At 59.1% G+C, this 15,961-nt stretch carries 16 protein-coding genes; 13 read left to right on the top strand and 3 right to left on the bottom strand.

Features of this window, described 5'->3' with window-relative positions:
• Positions 1-344 precede the first annotated feature (344 nt).
• From JEM67_RS16635 to JEM67_RS16590, 10 genes are all read left to right on the top strand, one after another.
• On the top strand, positions 345-1,352 hold the full coding sequence (locus JEM67_RS16635) for a 3-oxoacyl-[acyl-carrier-protein] synthase III C-terminal domain-containing protein (protein ID WP_199634887.1): 1,008 nt from the start codon (positions 345-347) through the stop codon (positions 1,350-1,352).
• Entirely contained in the window at positions 1,349-2,365 is a 1,017-nt protein-coding gene (locus tag JEM67_RS16630) for an NAD-dependent epimerase/dehydratase family protein (RefSeq protein ID WP_199634888.1), read from the top strand. The genes JEM67_RS16635 and JEM67_RS16630 overlap by 4 nt, the downstream gene beginning before the upstream one ends.
• On the top strand, positions 2,358-3,164 hold the full coding sequence (locus JEM67_RS16625) for an MBL fold metallo-hydrolase (protein WP_199634889.1): 807 nt from the start codon (positions 2,358-2,360) through the stop codon (positions 3,162-3,164). Before JEM67_RS16630 ends, JEM67_RS16625 begins: the two co-directional genes overlap by 8 nt.
• A complete protein-coding gene (locus JEM67_RS16620) occupies positions 3,161-4,447 on the top strand; it encodes a F390 synthetase-related protein (protein WP_199634890.1) in 1,287 nt (428 codons plus the stop codon). The genes JEM67_RS16625 and JEM67_RS16620 overlap by 4 nt, the downstream gene beginning before the upstream one ends.
• Complete coding sequence (locus JEM67_RS16615; RefSeq protein ID WP_199634891.1) at positions 4,444-5,061, top strand: phosphatase PAP2 family protein; 618 nt, start codon at positions 4,444-4,446, stop codon at positions 5,059-5,061. Before JEM67_RS16620 ends, JEM67_RS16615 begins: the two co-directional genes overlap by 4 nt.
• Complete coding sequence (locus JEM67_RS16610; RefSeq protein ID WP_199634892.1) at positions 5,058-6,191, top strand: sterol desaturase family protein; 1,134 nt, start codon at positions 5,058-5,060, stop codon at positions 6,189-6,191. Before JEM67_RS16615 ends, JEM67_RS16610 begins: the two co-directional genes overlap by 4 nt.
• The gene (locus JEM67_RS16605) at positions 6,184-7,266 is read left to right on the top strand and encodes a fatty acid desaturase family protein (RefSeq protein WP_199634893.1); all 1,083 of its coding nucleotides are present in this window, start codon (positions 6,184-6,186) and stop codon (positions 7,264-7,266) included. Before JEM67_RS16610 ends, JEM67_RS16605 begins: the two co-directional genes overlap by 8 nt.
• Entirely contained in the window at positions 7,263-8,354 is a 1,092-nt protein-coding gene (locus tag JEM67_RS16600) for a fatty acid desaturase family protein (RefSeq protein WP_199634894.1), read from the top strand. The genes JEM67_RS16605 and JEM67_RS16600 overlap by 4 nt, the downstream gene beginning before the upstream one ends.
• Before the next feature lie 122 nt (positions 8,355-8,476).
• Positions 8,477-8,701 carry a hypothetical protein gene (locus JEM67_RS16595; protein ID WP_013813399.1) on the top strand — a complete coding sequence of 75 codons (225 nt, stop codon included), beginning with the start codon at positions 8,477-8,479 and terminating at the stop codon, positions 8,699-8,701.
• A complete protein-coding gene (locus JEM67_RS16590; protein ID WP_013813398.1) occupies positions 8,698-8,964 on the top strand; it encodes a hypothetical protein in 267 nt (88 codons plus the stop codon). The genes JEM67_RS16595 and JEM67_RS16590 overlap by 4 nt, the downstream gene beginning before the upstream one ends.
• Positions 8,965-8,974: 10 nt before the next feature.
• Here the strand turns inward: JEM67_RS16590 and JEM67_RS16585 are convergent, their stop codons facing one another.
• The 3 genes from JEM67_RS16585 to JEM67_RS16575 are packed head-to-tail and all read right to left on the bottom strand — an operon-like array spanning position 8,975 to position 11,549.
• Complete coding sequence (locus JEM67_RS16585; protein ID WP_006325988.1) at positions 8,975-9,124, bottom strand: DUF2474 domain-containing protein; 150 nt, start codon at positions 9,122-9,124, stop codon at positions 8,975-8,977.
• A gap of 14 nt (positions 9,125-9,138) precedes the next feature.
• The gene (gene cydB, locus JEM67_RS16580; protein ID WP_013813397.1) at positions 9,139-10,146 is read right to left on the bottom strand and encodes a cytochrome d ubiquinol oxidase subunit II; all 1,008 of its coding nucleotides are present in this window, start codon (positions 10,144-10,146) and stop codon (positions 9,139-9,141) included.
• Positions 10,147-10,148: 2 nt separating this feature from the next.
• Entirely contained in the window at positions 10,149-11,549 is a 1,401-nt protein-coding gene (locus JEM67_RS16575) for a cytochrome ubiquinol oxidase subunit I (protein WP_013813396.1), read from the bottom strand.
• Positions 11,550-11,693: 144 nt separating this feature from the next.
• Here JEM67_RS16575 and JEM67_RS16570 point away from each other — a divergent pair, with 144 nt between their 5' ends.
• From JEM67_RS16570 to JEM67_RS16560, 3 genes are all read left to right on the top strand, one after another.
• A complete protein-coding gene (locus JEM67_RS16570; protein ID WP_013813395.1) occupies positions 11,694-13,130 on the top strand; it encodes a PLP-dependent aminotransferase family protein in 1,437 nt (478 codons plus the stop codon).
• Between the two features lie 181 nt (positions 13,131-13,311).
• Complete coding sequence (locus JEM67_RS16565) at positions 13,312-14,955, top strand: ABC transporter substrate-binding protein (RefSeq protein ID WP_370576128.1); 1,644 nt, start codon at positions 13,312-13,314, stop codon at positions 14,953-14,955.
• A 48-nt stretch (positions 14,956-15,003) separates the two neighbouring features.
• Positions 15,004-15,960 (top strand): ABC transporter permease, encoded by a 957-nt coding sequence (locus JEM67_RS16560; protein ID WP_199634896.1) that lies wholly within the window; start codon positions 15,004-15,006, stop codon positions 15,958-15,960.
• Position 15,961 lies beyond the last annotated feature (1 nt).

Below are 15,961 nucleotides of genomic sequence, written 5' to 3'. Positions count from 1 at the left end.
CCTGTTATTAGGGAGAGCGTGCCGAAGGGGTCGTAACGGCCTTGGCCGTCGGAGCGCCCCTCGGTGCGCTAGGCCCGAGTATCTCGGGCTCAAAGACCACTTTGTCATCAACCTCAAATGCACCTTAATCGGTGCATTTTTGCTTTCTTGCCCTGACGTCAATATCTCAGTATTGTGACATTCACTGCCAGCGGATGCCGGTTAACAGCTATCATAATTACAATCAATAATCCCTCTGCCGAGGGGTATTTTGGGACTTAAAACCGGGGATGACCTGCCGCCGTCGCCATGCCGACAGCGTCGGGAGGTCGCTTTATGGATATTCAGGTTACTTATTAATAATAATGACAATACACTCTGGTTCACCCGCTTTGTTACCTCTCAAAGTCATCGCCACCGGCGTGGCTTTACCGCCAAACTGCGTAGCATCCTCCGCGCTGGACAGCCTGCTGGGCAAACCGGCCGGCTATGTCGAAAAGCGCTCGGGGATAGTTCACCGTTTTCACGCCACCGACGACGCCAGTCAGGCCGAACTGGCCGCTGCCGCTTTGCATGACGCCTTGGCCTGCAACTCGCTTCACGCGCACTCGATTGACCTGCTGATTTCCGCTTCGGCGATTTCTGTCCAGGCGCTACCTTGCACCGCCGCGCACATTCTCAAGGTGGCCGGACTGGCGCCGGGCACCCCAGGTTTTGACATCAACAGCAGTTGCGTGAGCTTTATCTCCGCCCTACAGGTGGCTGCCGGACTGCTGAATGCCGGCACCTACCGGCGCATTGCCATAGTGTCGGCGGATTTGGCTTCGCGCGGCATCGATTGGGAGCACGAGGAGTCCTCGCTGATCTTTGGCGACGGTGCGGCCTGTGCCATTGTCGAACGCGGTGACGGCACCAGCGGCATTCTGGCGAGTCGGGTGGAAACCTATCCGGAGGGCAGCGAGCTGTGCGAGATCCGCGCGGGTGGTACCCGCCGCAACCCACGTGCCGGCATGACCGGCAGCGATTTCCTGTTCCATATGCAGGGCAAACAGCTGTTCAGGCAGGCTTCGGCATTAATCGAGGGCTATCTTGCCCGCCTGCTGGCTGCCGGCGGGCTGACACTGGCGCAAATCGCCACCGTGGTGCCGCATCAGGCGAGTCATCTTTCGCTCGAACACATGCGCAAGCGCCTGCACGTTTCCAACGAGATGCTGGTGGATATTTATCCCTACCACGGCAATCAGGTCGCGGCATCCATTCCTACGGCGCTGCACGCTGCGGTCACTCAAGGCCGCTTTAACCCCGGCAAGCCGGTGATGCTGATCGGTACCGCCGCCGGGCTGTCGCTGGCCGGCATGGTGCTGCTGCCATGAAGGTGCTGGTTACCGGGGCCACCAGCGGCCTGGGGCGCAATGCGGCGCAGTGGTTGCTGGAGGCGGGTCATCAGGTGCGCGCCACCGGGCGCGACAGCCAGGCCGGACAGGGGTTGCGTCAGATGGGCGCCGAATTTGCCCCGCTGGATTTGGCGCAGGCTACGGTGGAGCAATGCAGACAACTGATGGCCGGCTGCGATTGGGTCTGGCACTGCGCGGCAAAATCTTCACCCTGGGGCGACAAAAACGAGTTCTATCAGGCCAATGCTACCGCGACGGAAAAACTGGCGGAGGCGGCCGGTCAGTGCGGCATCCGGCGTTTTATTCATATTTCCACCCCGGCGATTTACTTCGATTTTCGCCCGCATCAGGATGTTGATGAGGGTTACCGCGCCCGCCGCTTCGCCAACCATTACGCAGGCAGCAAGTATGCCGCCGAACAGCGGTTGCAGACGCTGGTGCCGCGCTACCCGCAAACCACCTACGTTATTCTGCGCCCCAGGGGCCTGTTTGGGCCGCACGACCGGGTGATTGTGCCGAGGGTGTTGCAACAGCTCGAACGCGACGGCGGCGTGTTGCGCTTACCCAGCGGAGGGCGGGCGATGCTGGACCTGACGTTTGTGTTGAACGTGGTGCATGCGATGGACCTGGCCAGTTGCCGGCCCCGATTGGTATCCGGCGCGGTTTACAACATCACCAATCACCAGCCGCAGCGGCTGGCTGACATGCTGCATGCCTTGTTGCACCAGCAGTTAGGGCTGAATTACCGACTGCAAGCGGTGCCGTACCCGTTGCTCTACGCGTTGGCCGGCGGGCTTGAACTGTTGGCTCGCTTTACCGGCAAAGAACCGCTGCTGACGCGCTACAGCGTGGCGGCGGTGCATTTCGATATGACGCTGAGCCAAACCCGCGCCGTTGAAGAACTGGGCTATCGGCCGCGCTATTCGATGGAAGAGGGGATCCGCCTGACCGGCGAGTGGCTTAAAAACCCGCGAGGGGCGAACAATGGCTAAGGTCAGGGTCTTTGAAGTGGGCTATTGCACCCACATTGGCTGCATGGCGCTGCGCGGGGCGGGGTTCCGGGTGTGTAAATTCCCGGCGCGCGCCTACCTGCTTGAGGTGGGGAACCGCCGCTGGCTGTGGGATACCGGCTATGCGCGCTATTTCCAGCAGCAAACGCAGTCGGGCATTTTTCGCCTTTACCGCCATATGACGCCGGTCTATTTCGATCCCGCAGAGTCGCTGGCGCAGCAGTTGCGCGCCGCCGGCTATGCCGCCGATGATATTCAGGGGCTGATTGTTTCGCACTTTCACGCCGACCACATTGCCGGGTTGCGCGATTTTAGCCAACTCGAGTTTATCTGTTCCGGTGAAGGCTGGCAGCAAACCCGCACTCTGCGTGGCTTCGCTGCGTTAAAACGCGCTTTTATCCCCGGATTGATCCCCGACGATTTCGAGAGTGGCCTGCACTTTATCGAGGGCTTTCCGCAGGTGAGCTTGCCTGCGCTGCTGGCCCCTTTTGAGCGGGGATATGTGCTGCCGGGCAGCAAAGGGCAGATCCTGCTGGTGCCGTTACCCGGTCATGCGGCGGGCCATATCGGCGCGTTTATTCTTACCGAGAGCGGCTGGACGCTGTTGGCCAGCGATGCCGCTTGGTCGCCATTGAGCTATCAGCAACTGCGAGGGCCTTCAGTGCTGGCCAATCTGGTGATGGACGATCCCAAAGGCTATTACCGCACGCTGGAACGGCTGAACCAACTGTGGGCGGGTGGCAACGTGAACATTCTTCTGTGTCACGAGGGGGATCTATGATCCCATTAATGACGCTGTGGCACTATTTCCGCGCCCGGCGCTTAATCTTTGCCGATCGCGCGGCACTGGAGGCGCACCAGGCTAAACGGCTTAAGGTCTTCGCCCGCCGGATACTGGCGAGAAGCCCCCACTTCAGGCGCTTCAGCCGGCAACCGATCGCCACCTGGCCGCGGATGGACAAGGCGCTGATGATGGCGCAGTTCGACCAAATGAATACCGCCGGATTGCAGCGTGACGTGTTGCTTGCCTGTGCGCAGCGCAGCGAGGAGGAGCGGGATTTCACGCCAAAAATCGGTCAATACAGCGTTGGGTTGTCTTCCGGCACCTCTGGGCAGCGCGGCATATTTGTCGTCAGCCTGCGCGAGCAGCAAGTCTGGGCCGGCGGCATGTTGGCGAAGATGCTGCCGGACGGGTTGTTTGCCGGCGAACGCGTCGCGCTGTTTCTGCGGGCGGACAATAACCTCTATCAGAGCGTCAATAATCGCTGGTTGAGCCTGGCGTTCTACGATCTGTTTGCCCCGTTTTCCGCGCAGTTGCCGCGCCTGGAGCAGCAGGCGCCCACCCTGATTGTGGCGCCGGCTCAGGTACTGCGCGCGTTGGCGTTGGCGGTGATGAAAAAACAGATCGTCCTCAACGTGAAAAAAGTGATTTCGGTGGCGGAGGTGTTGGAGGAACAGGATCGCCGCTTGCTGGCACAGGTTTTTCCGGCGGTGGGCGAAGTGTATCAGGCCACCGAGGGATTCCTGGCCGCCACCTGTGCGCACGGCACGCTGCATCTGAACGAAGAGTTTTTGCATATTGAACCGCAGTGGATCGATGAGCACCGTTTTACCCCCTTGATCACCGACTTTACCCGCAGCACCCAGCCGATAGTGCGTTATCGGTTGGATGACGTGCTGGTCAGGCGACCCGAACCCTGCCCGTGCGGGCAGCCGACGATGGCGCTAGCCCGTATTGAAGGGCGCAGGGACGATCAACTGATTCTGCCGGATAGGCAGCGGCAACCCAAGGTGGTCTTTGCCGACTTGTGCAGCCGGGCGATAGCCAATGCGCTGCCGCTAACCAGCGACTATCGGCTGATTCAACACGCGCAACGGCGTTTGCAATTGATTGCCGATTGTACCCAGGCTGAGTTGGCGCATTGTCAGGTGCACCTGGTCGAGGTGCTCGGCCAACAGGGCATTGCTACCGACCTGCTGGAGTGGCAATTAACGGTACAGGCGGTGATGCCGGAATTTGACAGAAAAAGACGGCGGATCATCCGTTTGGCGGGGATGGCATGAAAATACTCCTGTTTCGGCTAGGGCAAATGTTGTTGGGCTGGGGATTTGTTGGGGTTATTTATTCCAGCGCCGATCGGTGGCAAGGGGCGGGGCAACTGATATCGCCTTCGGCGATCGATCGCTGGATCCCCTTTAGCCCGGCTGCCGTTTGGCTGTATCTGTCTTTCTTTATTCTCATTCCGCTGGGGTATTTGCTGGCACCGGCTCATCGGGTCAAATGGCTGGCAACGGCCATGCAACTGACCGCTTTGGGGGCCGGCGCCATATACCTGCTGTGGCCGACCACGATGGCATATCCGGTGGATAGCGGCACCGGTTTAAGCTCTGAGGTGCTGGCGGCACTGGTTGGGGTAGATTCACCGCAAAATTGTCTGCCCTCGTTGCATATGGCGCTGACGTTGCTGGCGGTTTGGGCGCTCAGCGACCGGCAGCGTAAGGTGAGGACGGTGCTTTTGGTGGTTTGGGCGGCGGCGATCGCCGTTTCAATTTTGCAACTGCGCCGCCATTTGTTTGTCGATCTGGCGAGCGGGGCGCTACTGGCGTGGCTGGCCGGCTGGCTGGCCCTGCACATTAAAGGCGCCCGGCGAGATAGGATAAAAGGAGAGGCAGGATGAACGATTTAGCTATGCCGATAGTGTTCATGCTGTTTGTCGTCGTCGGCGAAGCCGGGGTATTGCAGTGGGGGCAACGGCAGCGGGTCAACTGGCATGACGTGGTGTTCAATTTGAATTCCGGTCATATCATGCTGTGGCTGTTCCGCGGGCTGGAGATCACCTGCTACGGCTATGTGGCCGCGCATTTCAGCTTGGGCCTGCTGGATGCCTGGCCGCCGCTGTTGATGTGGTTGTTTGCGTTGCTGGCATGGGATTTCGGTTTTTACTGGCTGCACCGCTTGCACCATTATCTGCGGGTGTTGTGGGCGGTACACGTGGTGCACCATCAGGGCGAGCATTTCAATCTGTCGCTGGGGGTCCGTAACTCCTGGTATTCGTCGCTGACCTCGATACCGTTCTTTTTACTGCTGGCACTGGTGGGCGTACCGCTGACGGTGTTTGTCACGGTCTCGATCCTGCATTACAGCATCCAGCTGTTTAACCATAATGCCCTGACGCCCCGGCTTGGCGTGCTGGAGAAAATTCTGGTCACTCCGGCCCACCACCGGGTACATCATGTCAAAGACCTGGCCTATTCGAACAAGAACTTCGGCGGCAGTTTTATTTTCTGGGACAAGCTGTTCGGCACTTTTTGCCCGAGCCTGCCTGAAGCGCCGTTTGTCTACGGTGTCAGTGGGGATAAAGCGTCCGCTAACCCGTTTTGGGCCAGTAATCTGCCGTTCCTGCGTTATTTCCGCCTTGCGTGGCGGCCGGCTGCGGCGAACGTTCGCTTCCGCTGTTCGGCATTCAGCGTGTTCAGCGGCGCGATGCTGTTATTTACCTTGGTGATTGGCTATGTCTACCAGTATGGCTACGGCTACGCTGATATTCACTGGCCGCAAATGGCGCTGCTGGCGTTGCTGGCGCTGGGATCGGTCGCGTTGGGTGGCATGTCGGAAGGACGCGGCTGGGCGATTGTCGCCTGGCTGCTGGTGACGCTGGGAATTGTGTTGCTGTTTATGGGGTATCTTGGCTGGCCGCAACGCTATTGGCACATCACCATGGCGGCTACCGCGCTGCATGCCCTGTGCGTGGCACTGGGCTGGGGGCGGAAAGTAGCGCTTGCACCGGAGGAAGAACCCGATGGCTGACACTCTTTCGCCGCTGAGTTTCCCCGCAGCCGGGGAACAGGCGTTTCATCGCGCGCTTAAGCGTGCGGCGCATGCTTATCTGGCGGATGACCATCGCTATGCCGACGCTGGACGGCTGGCGTTGGCGGCACTGCTGCTGGCGTTGTGCGGCGGTTTTTATGCCTTGGCGCTGATGCAGCAGCAGGCGTGGGCGTTTTTCGGCTGCTATTTCCTGTTTGTGATGATGGGGATGCTGCTTAACGTGAATGTGAATCACGACGCCTCGCACAATGCCTTTCTGCGCGCCCCCTGGGCGAACCGTCTGGTGGGGCGGCTGGTGACGCTGCCATTGGGGGTGGATCCGGATTACTGGCGGGTACGCCATGTGGAGTATCACCACGTTTACGCCAACGTTGAACATTACGATCTGGACACCGAGGAGAACGGTTTCTTCCGCCAGACGCCTTTCCAGCGCTGGCGCAAGCATATGCGTTATCAGCATCTTTACTGGCCGCTGATCGCCGCGCTCTCCTTGCCCTATATCGCCTGGATTTTTGACTGGTCGGATCGCCTGGGCAAAACCCCGCTGCATGAAAAGAACATTTTACCGGGGCGTGGCGGTTGGGCGGTGTTTATCCTGTGCAAGATTGGACATCTGTTGTTGGTGCTGGGCGTGCCGCTGGTGCTGTGCCAACACAATGGCATTGGCTGGCCGTGGGTATTGCTGACCTACACGCTCAGCCAGATGTGCGCCTCGCTGTTGGTGGTGTTCTTGTTACTGGGCACCCACTGGGCGCAGGCCGAGTTTTACCCAGTACCTGAGGGGACGAGCATGCCGCACGGTTGGTATCGTCACAACTTCGCCACCGCCTGTGACTGGCTGACGTCCCCGCACTGGCTGCAGCATTTGACCGGTGGGCTGAATTATCACCTGACCCACCATCTGTTCCCCGGCTGGAATCACCGCCATTATCCGGCGTTGGCCAACATTGTGGCGCAGTTGGCCGCACAGCACGCCATGGAATACCGCTGTATCGGCTATCGCGAATTGCTGGCGCAACAACAGCAGTTTTTACGCCGCATGGGGCAGCCATGAAGCCGCTGCGTCCGCTGACTTTCCGGCGTGATGATGCCGGGCTGCATCGTGCATTGATGCAGGCGGCCCATGACTATCTGGCCGGCAATCGCGACCACCGTTTCGCCGATGTCGGCATGTTGGCGAAGGTGGCGGTGCTGCTGGCGCTGTGTGCGCTCTGTTATGTTGTTGGCCTGCAGCAGCAGAACGTCTGGGCCTATTTCGCCTGCTATTTCGGCTTTATCTTTATCGGCATGTTTCTGACGGTAAACGTGGTGCACGATGCTTCGCACAACGCGTTTTTCAAACGGCCCTGGGCCAACCGCTGGCTGAACGGCCTGGTCAGCATCCCGCTCGGGCTGGACTCTGATTGCTGGCGAGTGCGGCACGTTATTTTTCATCATGCGCACAACAATATCGAACACTACGATCCCGATATCGACGCCAACGGCGTGCTGCGTCAGACGCCGTTCCAGCGCTGGAAACCCTTTATGCGCGCACAGCGATATTACTGGCCGTTGGTGGCAGCCATGACATTCCCGTATTACATCTGGTTGTTCGACTGGTTGGATCGGGCAGGAAGAACCCGGGTGGCGGCACGGATGGCGCAGCAAGGGGCGCGCGGCTGGGGCATTTTTCTGGCCGGCAAAGCGGCGCATTTTCTTCTGGCGCTGGCGATCCCGGGTTATCTGCTGCCACCGGAGATCGGCATCAGCGAGATCCTGCTGGTTTATCTGCTGAGCCAGATGCTCTCTTCGCTGCTGTTCGTGATGCTGATCATCGGCACCCACTGGGCCAAGGCGAAATTTTATCAGGCGCCGGAGCAGGGGGCGTTGCCGCACGGCAGATATCGCCACGTGTTCGCCACCACCTTTGACTGGCGCACCCGGCCGCGCTGGCTGGGGTATTGGCTGGGCGGGGCGAACCTGCATCTGACGCATCACCTGTTCCCGCACTGGAGCCACCGGCATTATCCTGCGTTGAGCCGCATCATTGCCGAGGTGGCGCCGCGCTATGGTATCGACTATCGGGTGCTTGAACTGGGGGAGTTGCTGCGGTTACAGCAGCGTTTTCTCAGCGAGATGGGGCGAAAACCGCCGCAGTCATGATTGAGGGATTATGTTGTCGCAACCTGCTGAATTTGCGAGACGTTACGCAGTTCACTAATTGAACGATGCGTGCCGGTAAAGTAGACTCTATATCACTGACGGACAGCCACAGGAGGTGGAATATGCGTAGTTTGCCGATTCGTTTATCAAATAAGATTGATGATGATCTAAACGATATAGCCCGGCGTCATGGGATGGAGAAAACCGATGTGATCAAGATGGCTTTTGCGCTGATCGCCATTGCCGACAAGCACTGGATGAAACAGGATGGGACGTCCCTTGGCATCGTGCGAGAGAAGGGAGAACAGCTGGAGGCCGTAGGGCAAGTCGTGGGGATCTTCCCATGAGCGCAGCAGACACAAATCTGCGGGATGAGGCCGGCAGAGTTTACCTGGAACAGGTGTTGGTGTTTGACGAAATGGAGCGGCTGCGGTTGGCGCGTCAGGTGCTGTGCGGGATTTTTGTGATAAGCGTGGGCGTTTTTATTGCCCACGCTTATTGGGATCAAAGCGAGCCTATCAGGCAAGTGTTCGAGTTGTTGAAGATCGGTGCCTTGCCTTTGGTCACGCTGGTGATTTCCTTTTACTTTCCTAACAGCGCGACCCGATAAACACTATCGGTCAGTGCGACTTCATGCCCGCCGCAGTCATCAATAGTCGGAACAGCGAGGCGACCAGAAACAACCCCAGCACGCTGGCGCTCCAGATGATCACCAGCCAGCCGACGCGTTTCCACCAGGGAGTGGGTGCGGTTGCGGTTTTATCGTTCATGCTCTCCTCCCTCATCAGTGATAGCCATGTTCATGGCTGACCTTGCCCCGGAACACGTAGTAGCTCCAGAAGGTGTAAACCAAAATAATCGGAATGATAAACAGCGCGCCAACCAGCATAAAGCCGAGGCTTTGCGGCGGGGCAGCGGCGTCCCACAGGGTGATGGACGGCGGGATCAGCAGCGGCCAGATGCTGATGCCCAATCCACTCAGGCCGAGGAACACCAGCAGCAACGTCAGCAAGAACGGCGAGTAGTGCGCCGCACTTTTCACTCCGCGCTGGATGCCCCAGGCGCTGAGTAGCACCAGTACCGGCACCGGCAGCAGCACGAACAGGTTTGGCAATGTAAACCAGCGGCTGGCGATTTCCGGATGAGCAATCGGCGTCCAGATACTGACCACCGCCAGCACCAGCAGCAGCGTTACCAGCAGCGGCGTCGCCAGCCGGTACATGCGCGCTTGCAGGTCACCGGCGGTTTTCATCACCAGCCAGGTGCAGCCGAGCAGGGCATAGGTCACGACCAACCCCAGCCCGCAAAACAGCGCGAAAGGCGTCAGCCAGTCGAGCGCACCACCTGCATAGCTGCGGCCGCTAACCGGGAAACCGTTGATGATGGCGCCCACGACGACCCCCTGGCTGAAGGTAGCGAACAGCGACCCCCAAATAAACGCCTTGTCCCAAATATGGCGTTTCTCTTCTTTGGCTTTAAAGCGGAACTCAAAGGCCACGCCGCGGAAGATCAGCCCGAATAGCATCAGCGTCAGCGGGATAGCCAGCGCGTCGAGGATCACCGCGTAAGCCAGCGGGAAGGCACCGAACAGCGCCGCGCCGCCCAACACCAGCCAGGTTTCGTTGCCGTCCCAGACCGGGGCGACGGTGTTCATCATCACATCGCGGTCATGGCTGTTCTTAACCCACGGGAACAGGATGCCGATACCCAAATCAAAGCCGTCCATTACCACGTACATCATGGTGCTGAACACGATGATCACAAACCAAATCAGCGGAAGATCAATGCCCATGCTCAGCTCCTGTCATCCAGAGTTTCTTTCACCGCAGACAGCGGACGCGCCGGCCGGCCTTCGGTGTCATCTTCTTTGTGTTCATTCTGCTGCGGTCCTTTACGGATCAAGCGCATCATGTAGGAATACCCCACCCCGAACACCGAACAGTAAACGACGATAAACGCCAGCAGGCTGATGCTCATATGCAGGTCGCCGTGCGCAGAAACGGCGTCCTTGGTGCGCAGCAGGCCATACACCACCCACGGCTGTCGGCCGATTTCGGTCGTAAACCAGCCCGCCAGCAGCGCTATCAACCCGGAGGGTCCCATCCACAGAATGAAATAGAGGAAAGGCCGTGACCGGTACAGTCCGCCGCGCCAGCGCAGCCACAGGCTCCATACCCCGGCGAGGATCATCAGCATTCCGAGCGCCACCATGATGCGGAACGACCAGAACACCACGGTGGAGTTCGGGCGGTCCTCCGGCGGGAAGGATTTCAGCGCCGGCACCTGTTCGGTCAGGCTGTGGGTCAGGATCAGGCTACCGAGATAGGGCACTTCCAACTTGAAACGCGTTTCTTCGCGCTGCATATCCGGCCAGCCGAACAGGATCAGCGGCGTGGCCTCGCCCGGAGGGTTTTCCCAGTGGCCTTCGATGGCGGCGATCTTCGCCGGCTGATATTTCAGCGTATTCAGGCCGTGGGCATCCCCGATCATGGCCTGCACCGGCGCGACGATCAGCGCCATCCACATCGCCATCGACAGCATTTTGCGCATTGCCGGCGTGTCGCGCCCGCGCAGCAGGTGCCAGGCGGCGGAAGCGCCGACAAAGAAGGCCGAGGACAGGAAAGCAGCGGTCGACATGTGCAGCAGACGGTACGGGAATGACGGGTTGAAGATCACCTTCAGCCAGTCGACCGGCACCACCTGGCCGTTGATGATTTCGTGTCCCTGCGGGGTTTGCATCCAGCTGTTGGACGCCAGGATCCAGAAGGTGGAAATCAGCGTGCCGAGGGCCACCATGCAGGTAGCGAAGAAGTGCAGGCCAGGGCCGACGCGGTTCCAGCCGAAAAGCATTACCCCCAGGAAACCGGCCTCAAGGAAGAAGGCGGTCAGTACTTCGTAGGTCAGCAGCGGGCCGGTTATGCTGCCGGCGAACTCGGAGAAGAAACTCCAGTTGGTGCCGAACTGGTAGGCCATCACCAAACCGGAAACTACGCCCATGCCGAAGTTGACGGCGAAAATCTTGGACCAGAAATGGTACAGGTCGCGATAGGCTTCATTGCGTGTTTTCAGCCACATTCCTTCCAGCACGGCCAGATAACTGGCCAGGCCGATGGTAATCGCAGGAAAAAGGATATGGAAAGACACGGTGAAGGCAAACTGTATTCTGGCAAGTTCCAGTGCATCAAGACCCAGCATGGCGCCTCCTTGGGGTGGACATAAAATAACCTCTTCAGTATAGCTGTAATTTTTTTGTGGAAAGCTTGGCGTCAAGTTAAGCACGGAGTACAGTGACTATAACAGTGACAGTTATTTCACTTTTTCATATAACAGTTAGGGCTTATGACCAGATACGAGCAGCTTGCGCAACAGATTCGCGAACAAATTCAGAACCGGGTGTGGCGGGCGGGAGACAAGCTGCCTTCACTGCGAGAGAGCGGCAAGCGGGCCGGTCTCAGCCTGATGACGGTGGTGCAGTCGTACCAGTTGCTGGAGAGCCAGGGCTGGATCGTCGCCCGGCCTCAGTCCGGCTACTACGTGGCGGCGCGCCCGCAGCCGCTGCCGCAGCCGGTGCGCGGCGAGAAGATGTTGTTGAGCGAGCAGGTGGACATCAACACCTTTGTTTTCGATGTGTTGCAGGCGTGCAAGGATCCGGAAATCGTCCCTTTTGGCTCGGCGTTTCCCGACGCCACGCTGTTTGCCCAGCCGAAACTGGCACGGGCGCTGAGCAGCGTGGCGCGCAAGTTTACGCCGCACAGCTCACTGGCCAATCTGCCGCCCGGCAACGATGCGTTACGGCGTAACATCGCCCAGCGTTATGCGCTGAGCGGCATGCAGGTGGCTCCGGACGAGATAGTGATTACCGCCGGGGCAATGGAGTCGCTGAGCCTCAGCCTGCAGGCGGTGACCCAGCCGGGCGATTACGTGGCGATTGAATCGCCGGCCTTTTACGGCGCGTTGCAGGCGCTCGAACGGTTGCGGCTGAAGGCGGTGGCGATCGCCACTCATCCGCAGGACGGTATCGATCTGGACGCGCTGGAGCAGGCGCTGGAACAGTATCCGATCAAGGCCTGTTGGCTGATGACCCACTTCCAGAACCCGCTGGGTGCCACGATGCCGGACGAGAACAAGCAGCGGCTGGTTTCCTTGCTGCGCGAACGGCAGATTTCGTTGATTGAGGACGATGTTTACGGTGAGCTGTACTTCAGCGCAGAACGGCCGCTGCCGGCCAAGGCGCTGGACAACGGCGGCCAGATCCTGCACTGCTCGTCGTTTTCCAAATGCCTGGCGCCGGGGTTTCGCGTCGGCTGGGTGGCGGCGGGGCGCTACGCGCAGCAGATCCAGCGGCTGCAACTGATGAGCACCGTATCGACCAGCGTGCCGACCCAGATGGCGATCGCCGACTACCTGCTACACGGTGGCTACGATACCCACCTGCGGCGTTTGCGGCGGCTGCTGGCCCAGCGCCAGAGCATGATGCGTCAAGCGATTGCCCATCATTTTCCGCCCACCGTGAAGGTCAGCCAGCCCGACGGCGGCTATTTCCTTTGGCTGGAGCTGGATCCTGCGCTGTCGTCGATGGAGCTGTACCAGCGTGCACTGGCGCTGGGGGTGAGCATCGCGCCGGGCAGAATGTTCACCACCGGCAATCATTTCAACCACTGCTTCCGCCTGAACGCCTCTTTTGACTGGAGCGACAAGCATGAGGCGGCGATCAAAACCTTAGCCAAACTTATCCGGCAGCTCGAACCAGCAGGCTGTACAGCGCCGCGCCGGTAAGCATCGCAATAGAAAAATTCATAATGCTTTATCCGGCAATGGAATGCCGGTTTCGTTGTTAGACAGCCCTCCGGCCGCCCATTACTCTGCGATAAATTTTGTCACATTTTATCAACGGGCAGACAAGGGGCAGTGAGTGAGCAGAATAAAAAACAAGATAAACAAACTGTTGCAAAAACGGCTGGCACCATTGGCGATAGCCTGTGCCCTGGGCCTGGCCTTCAGCGCTCAGGCTGAACTCTTGACGGAAGGCATTACCCCGGCGACCGATGCAAGCCAGGTGCCGGCGGCCGCCAAGCTGCGTAAAGACACTGTGGTGGCCGGTATTCTCGAACCTCAGGGCAATTTTAACCCTTATCTGTTTACCAACGGTTGGGACGAGAACGTTACCGACGTGATCTTCACACGGCTGATTGGCCTGGACAGCCAGGGCAAACCGGTAGCGCGGTTGGCAGAATCCTGGCAGATCAGCCCGGACAACCGGGTGTATACCCTCAAGCTACGCGCGAACCTGGTCTACAGCGACGGCTCGCCGATGAAGGCTGAAGACATCGCTTTTACCCTGACGCTGCTGCACGATCCGGCCTATGACGGTGACACCGACATTGCCCCGGCGCACATCCAGGGCGGCGCGGAATACAAAAATGGCACCGCACCCAGCATCAGCGGGCTGAAGGTGGTCGACGATCGCACCATTCAAATTACCACCACCCAGCCGGGGGCGACTACCTTGCAACTGATTGGCGGGCCGGTGCTGTCGAAGGCTTATTACGGCAAGGATTACCAGCGCGGCAAGCTGGAGAGCGTACGTGCACTGAACGGCAAGCCATTGGGGAACGGGCCTTATATTTACGATAAATACGTGCCGGGGCAGGAGATCCGTTTCCACGCCAACCCGAACTTCTACCTCGGTCAGCCAGCCGTGGCGCGCTTTATTTACCGCGTGACCAACCCCGCCACCAACTTCCAGCTGTTCCAGACCGGCGAAACCGATTACGACGCCTTCACTGCCAAGCCGGACGATATTGAGCAGTTAAAGCTGCTCGGCTTTGCCAACATCAATCTCTACAGCTCCAGCGACTACAGCCGTATTGATTTCAACTTTAAGCGGCCGGCGTTGCAGGATGCACGCGTGCGGCAGGCCTTAATCTACGGGCTGGACCGCCAAAAGCTGATTACCGTGGTGTATCAGGGGTACGGCACTGTGGCTAATCAGCCGATCTCTCCCGTTTCCTGGGCTTACGATCCACAGGGGATTAATCCGTACGCCTACGACGTCAACAAAGCGAAGCAATTGCTGGATCAGGCCGGCTGGAAACCGGGCGCGGACGGCATTCGCCAAAAAGACGGCAAAAAGCTGGAGCTGACGCTGCTGGTGACCAAAAAGCTGCTGAATGACGCGCTGGTGCCGATCGCCAAAGACAACTATCGGCAGATTGGCGTGCTGTTGAAGCCGCAGGTGCTGGATTTCAACGCCTTATTGGCGCAACGCAAGGCAGGCAATTATGACCTGGCGTCGCTCAGCACCAGTAGCCTGAATGACCCGCATGATGGGGTGCGCGATTACATCAGTCAGGTGAGTGAAACCGGCTATAACAACCCGCAGGTGGACAAGTTGATTGGCCAGGCCAACGCTACGCTGGATATCGAGCAACGCAAGCCGCTGTATCACCAACTGTATCAGACGTTGGCCGAAGATCCGCCGGTGATCCTGCTGGGCAACCGCAAAATCCTCAGCGCCAGCAGCGCCCGCGTAACCGGTTTTAAACCGGACGTCTACAACGGCCTGACCGGCAGCCTGCCGGACGTCAAACGGGTTCAGTAACGGCAAGACACCGCCGCGCCATTCCGCGCGGCGGTGAGGGAAAACACCATGAGAAATTTTATCCTGCGCCGCCTGCTGCAAACCATTCCGATGATGCTGCTGGCATCACTTCTGATCTTCTTTATCTTCGCGCTGACCCCCGGCGACTTTATCGACGGCAACATCAACCTGACGCCACAGCGTGCCGCCGAACTGCGGGCGTTGTATGGGTTGGACCAGCCGTTGCTCATCCGCTATTGGCACTGGCTCGGCCAGTTGCTGCAAGGCAATCTTGGCTTTTCGCTGCAATACCAAATCCCGGTCAGCGCGCTGTTGAACCAGTACATCTGGAACTCGTTCCTGCTGGCTTCGGTGGCGCTGGTGCTGTACTGGGGCATCGCGCTGGCGGTGGGGGTAGCTTCGGCGATGAAACCCTATTCGCTGTTCGATCATCTGGTCACGGTGGCGGTGTTCGGTGCCATGTCGTTCCCGACGTTTTTCCTCTGCCTGCTGTTGATTAAATGGTTCGCCGTCGATCTGCATTGGCTGCCGGCGGGCGGCATGCTGCGTACCGGCAGCGAGACGACCGGGCTGGCGTGGGTGCTGGAAGTGGCGGCGCACCTGCTGTTGCCGGTATTGGCGCTGGTGATGTTGCAGGCCGGCACCCTGACGCGCTATTTCCGCGCCAGCATGCTGGACGTTATCCGCATGGACTATATCCGCACCGCGCGCGCCAAAGGGCTTAAAGAAAAAACGGTGATCGTCAAACATGCGCTGCGCAATGCGCTGTTGCCGATCATCACGCTGTTGGGGTTTGAGCTGCCGGCGCTGTTTTCCGGTGCGCTGATCACCGAAAAGATCTTCAACTGGCCGGGGGCGGGGCATATTCACATCGACTCGCTGGCCGCGCGCGATTATCCGGTACTGATGGGCTTTACGCTGTTTCTGGCGGTGTTGACCATTTTGGGCAACCTGCTGGCGGACATTCTGTACGCCTATGCCGACCCACGAATTCGTTTGAGGTAAA

This window comes from Serratia sp. PAMC26656 (assembly GCF_016469055.2).
Taxonomy (GTDB): Bacteria; Pseudomonadota; Gammaproteobacteria; order Enterobacterales; family Enterobacteriaceae; genus Serratia; species Serratia plymuthica.
The sequence above is the reverse complement of the archived record's forward strand: the minus strand, read 5'-3'. Positions and strand labels throughout refer to the sequence as shown.

Bases quoted from the DNA above. Each gene is read 5' to 3' on its own strand.
- JEM67_RS16595 (WP_013813399.1), top strand. From the start codon at position 8,477: ATGCGTAGTTTGCCGATTCGTTTATCAAATAAGATTGATGATGATCTA.
- JEM67_RS16610 (WP_199634892.1), top strand. From the start codon at position 5,058: ATGAACGATTTAGCTATGCCGATAGTGTTCATGCTGTTTGTCGTCGTC.
- cydB (WP_013813397.1), bottom strand. From the start codon at position 10,146: ATGGGCATTGATCTTCCGCTGATTTGGTTTGTGATCATCGTGTTCAGC.
- JEM67_RS16615 (WP_199634891.1), top strand. From the start codon at position 4,444: ATGAAAATACTCCTGTTTCGGCTAGGGCAAATGTTGTTGGGCTGGGGA.
- JEM67_RS16570 (WP_013813395.1), top strand. From the start codon at position 11,694: ATGACCAGATACGAGCAGCTTGCGCAACAGATTCGCGAACAAATTCAG.
- JEM67_RS16560 (WP_199634896.1), top strand. From the start codon at position 15,004: ATGAGAAATTTTATCCTGCGCCGCCTGCTGCAAACCATTCCGATGATG.
- JEM67_RS16585 (WP_006325988.1), bottom strand. From the start codon at position 9,124: ATGAACGATAAAACCGCAACCGCACCCACTCCCTGGTGGAAACGCGTC.
- JEM67_RS16630 (WP_199634888.1), top strand. From the start codon at position 1,349: ATGAAGGTGCTGGTTACCGGGGCCACCAGCGGCCTGGGGCGCAATGCG.
- JEM67_RS16625 (WP_199634889.1), top strand. From the start codon at position 2,358: ATGGCTAAGGTCAGGGTCTTTGAAGTGGGCTATTGCACCCACATTGGC.
- JEM67_RS16620 (WP_199634890.1), top strand. From the start codon at position 3,161: ATGATCCCATTAATGACGCTGTGGCACTATTTCCGCGCCCGGCGCTTA.
- JEM67_RS16600 (WP_199634894.1), top strand. From the start codon at position 7,263: ATGAAGCCGCTGCGTCCGCTGACTTTCCGGCGTGATGATGCCGGGCTG.
- JEM67_RS16635 (WP_199634887.1), top strand. From the start codon at position 345: ATGACAATACACTCTGGTTCACCCGCTTTGTTACCTCTCAAAGTCATC.
- JEM67_RS16575 (WP_013813396.1), bottom strand. From the start codon at position 11,549: ATGCTGGGTCTTGATGCACTGGAACTTGCCAGAATACAGTTTGCCTTC.
- JEM67_RS16590 (WP_013813398.1), top strand. From the start codon at position 8,698: ATGAGCGCAGCAGACACAAATCTGCGGGATGAGGCCGGCAGAGTTTAC.
- JEM67_RS16605 (WP_199634893.1), top strand. From the start codon at position 6,184: ATGGCTGACACTCTTTCGCCGCTGAGTTTCCCCGCAGCCGGGGAACAG.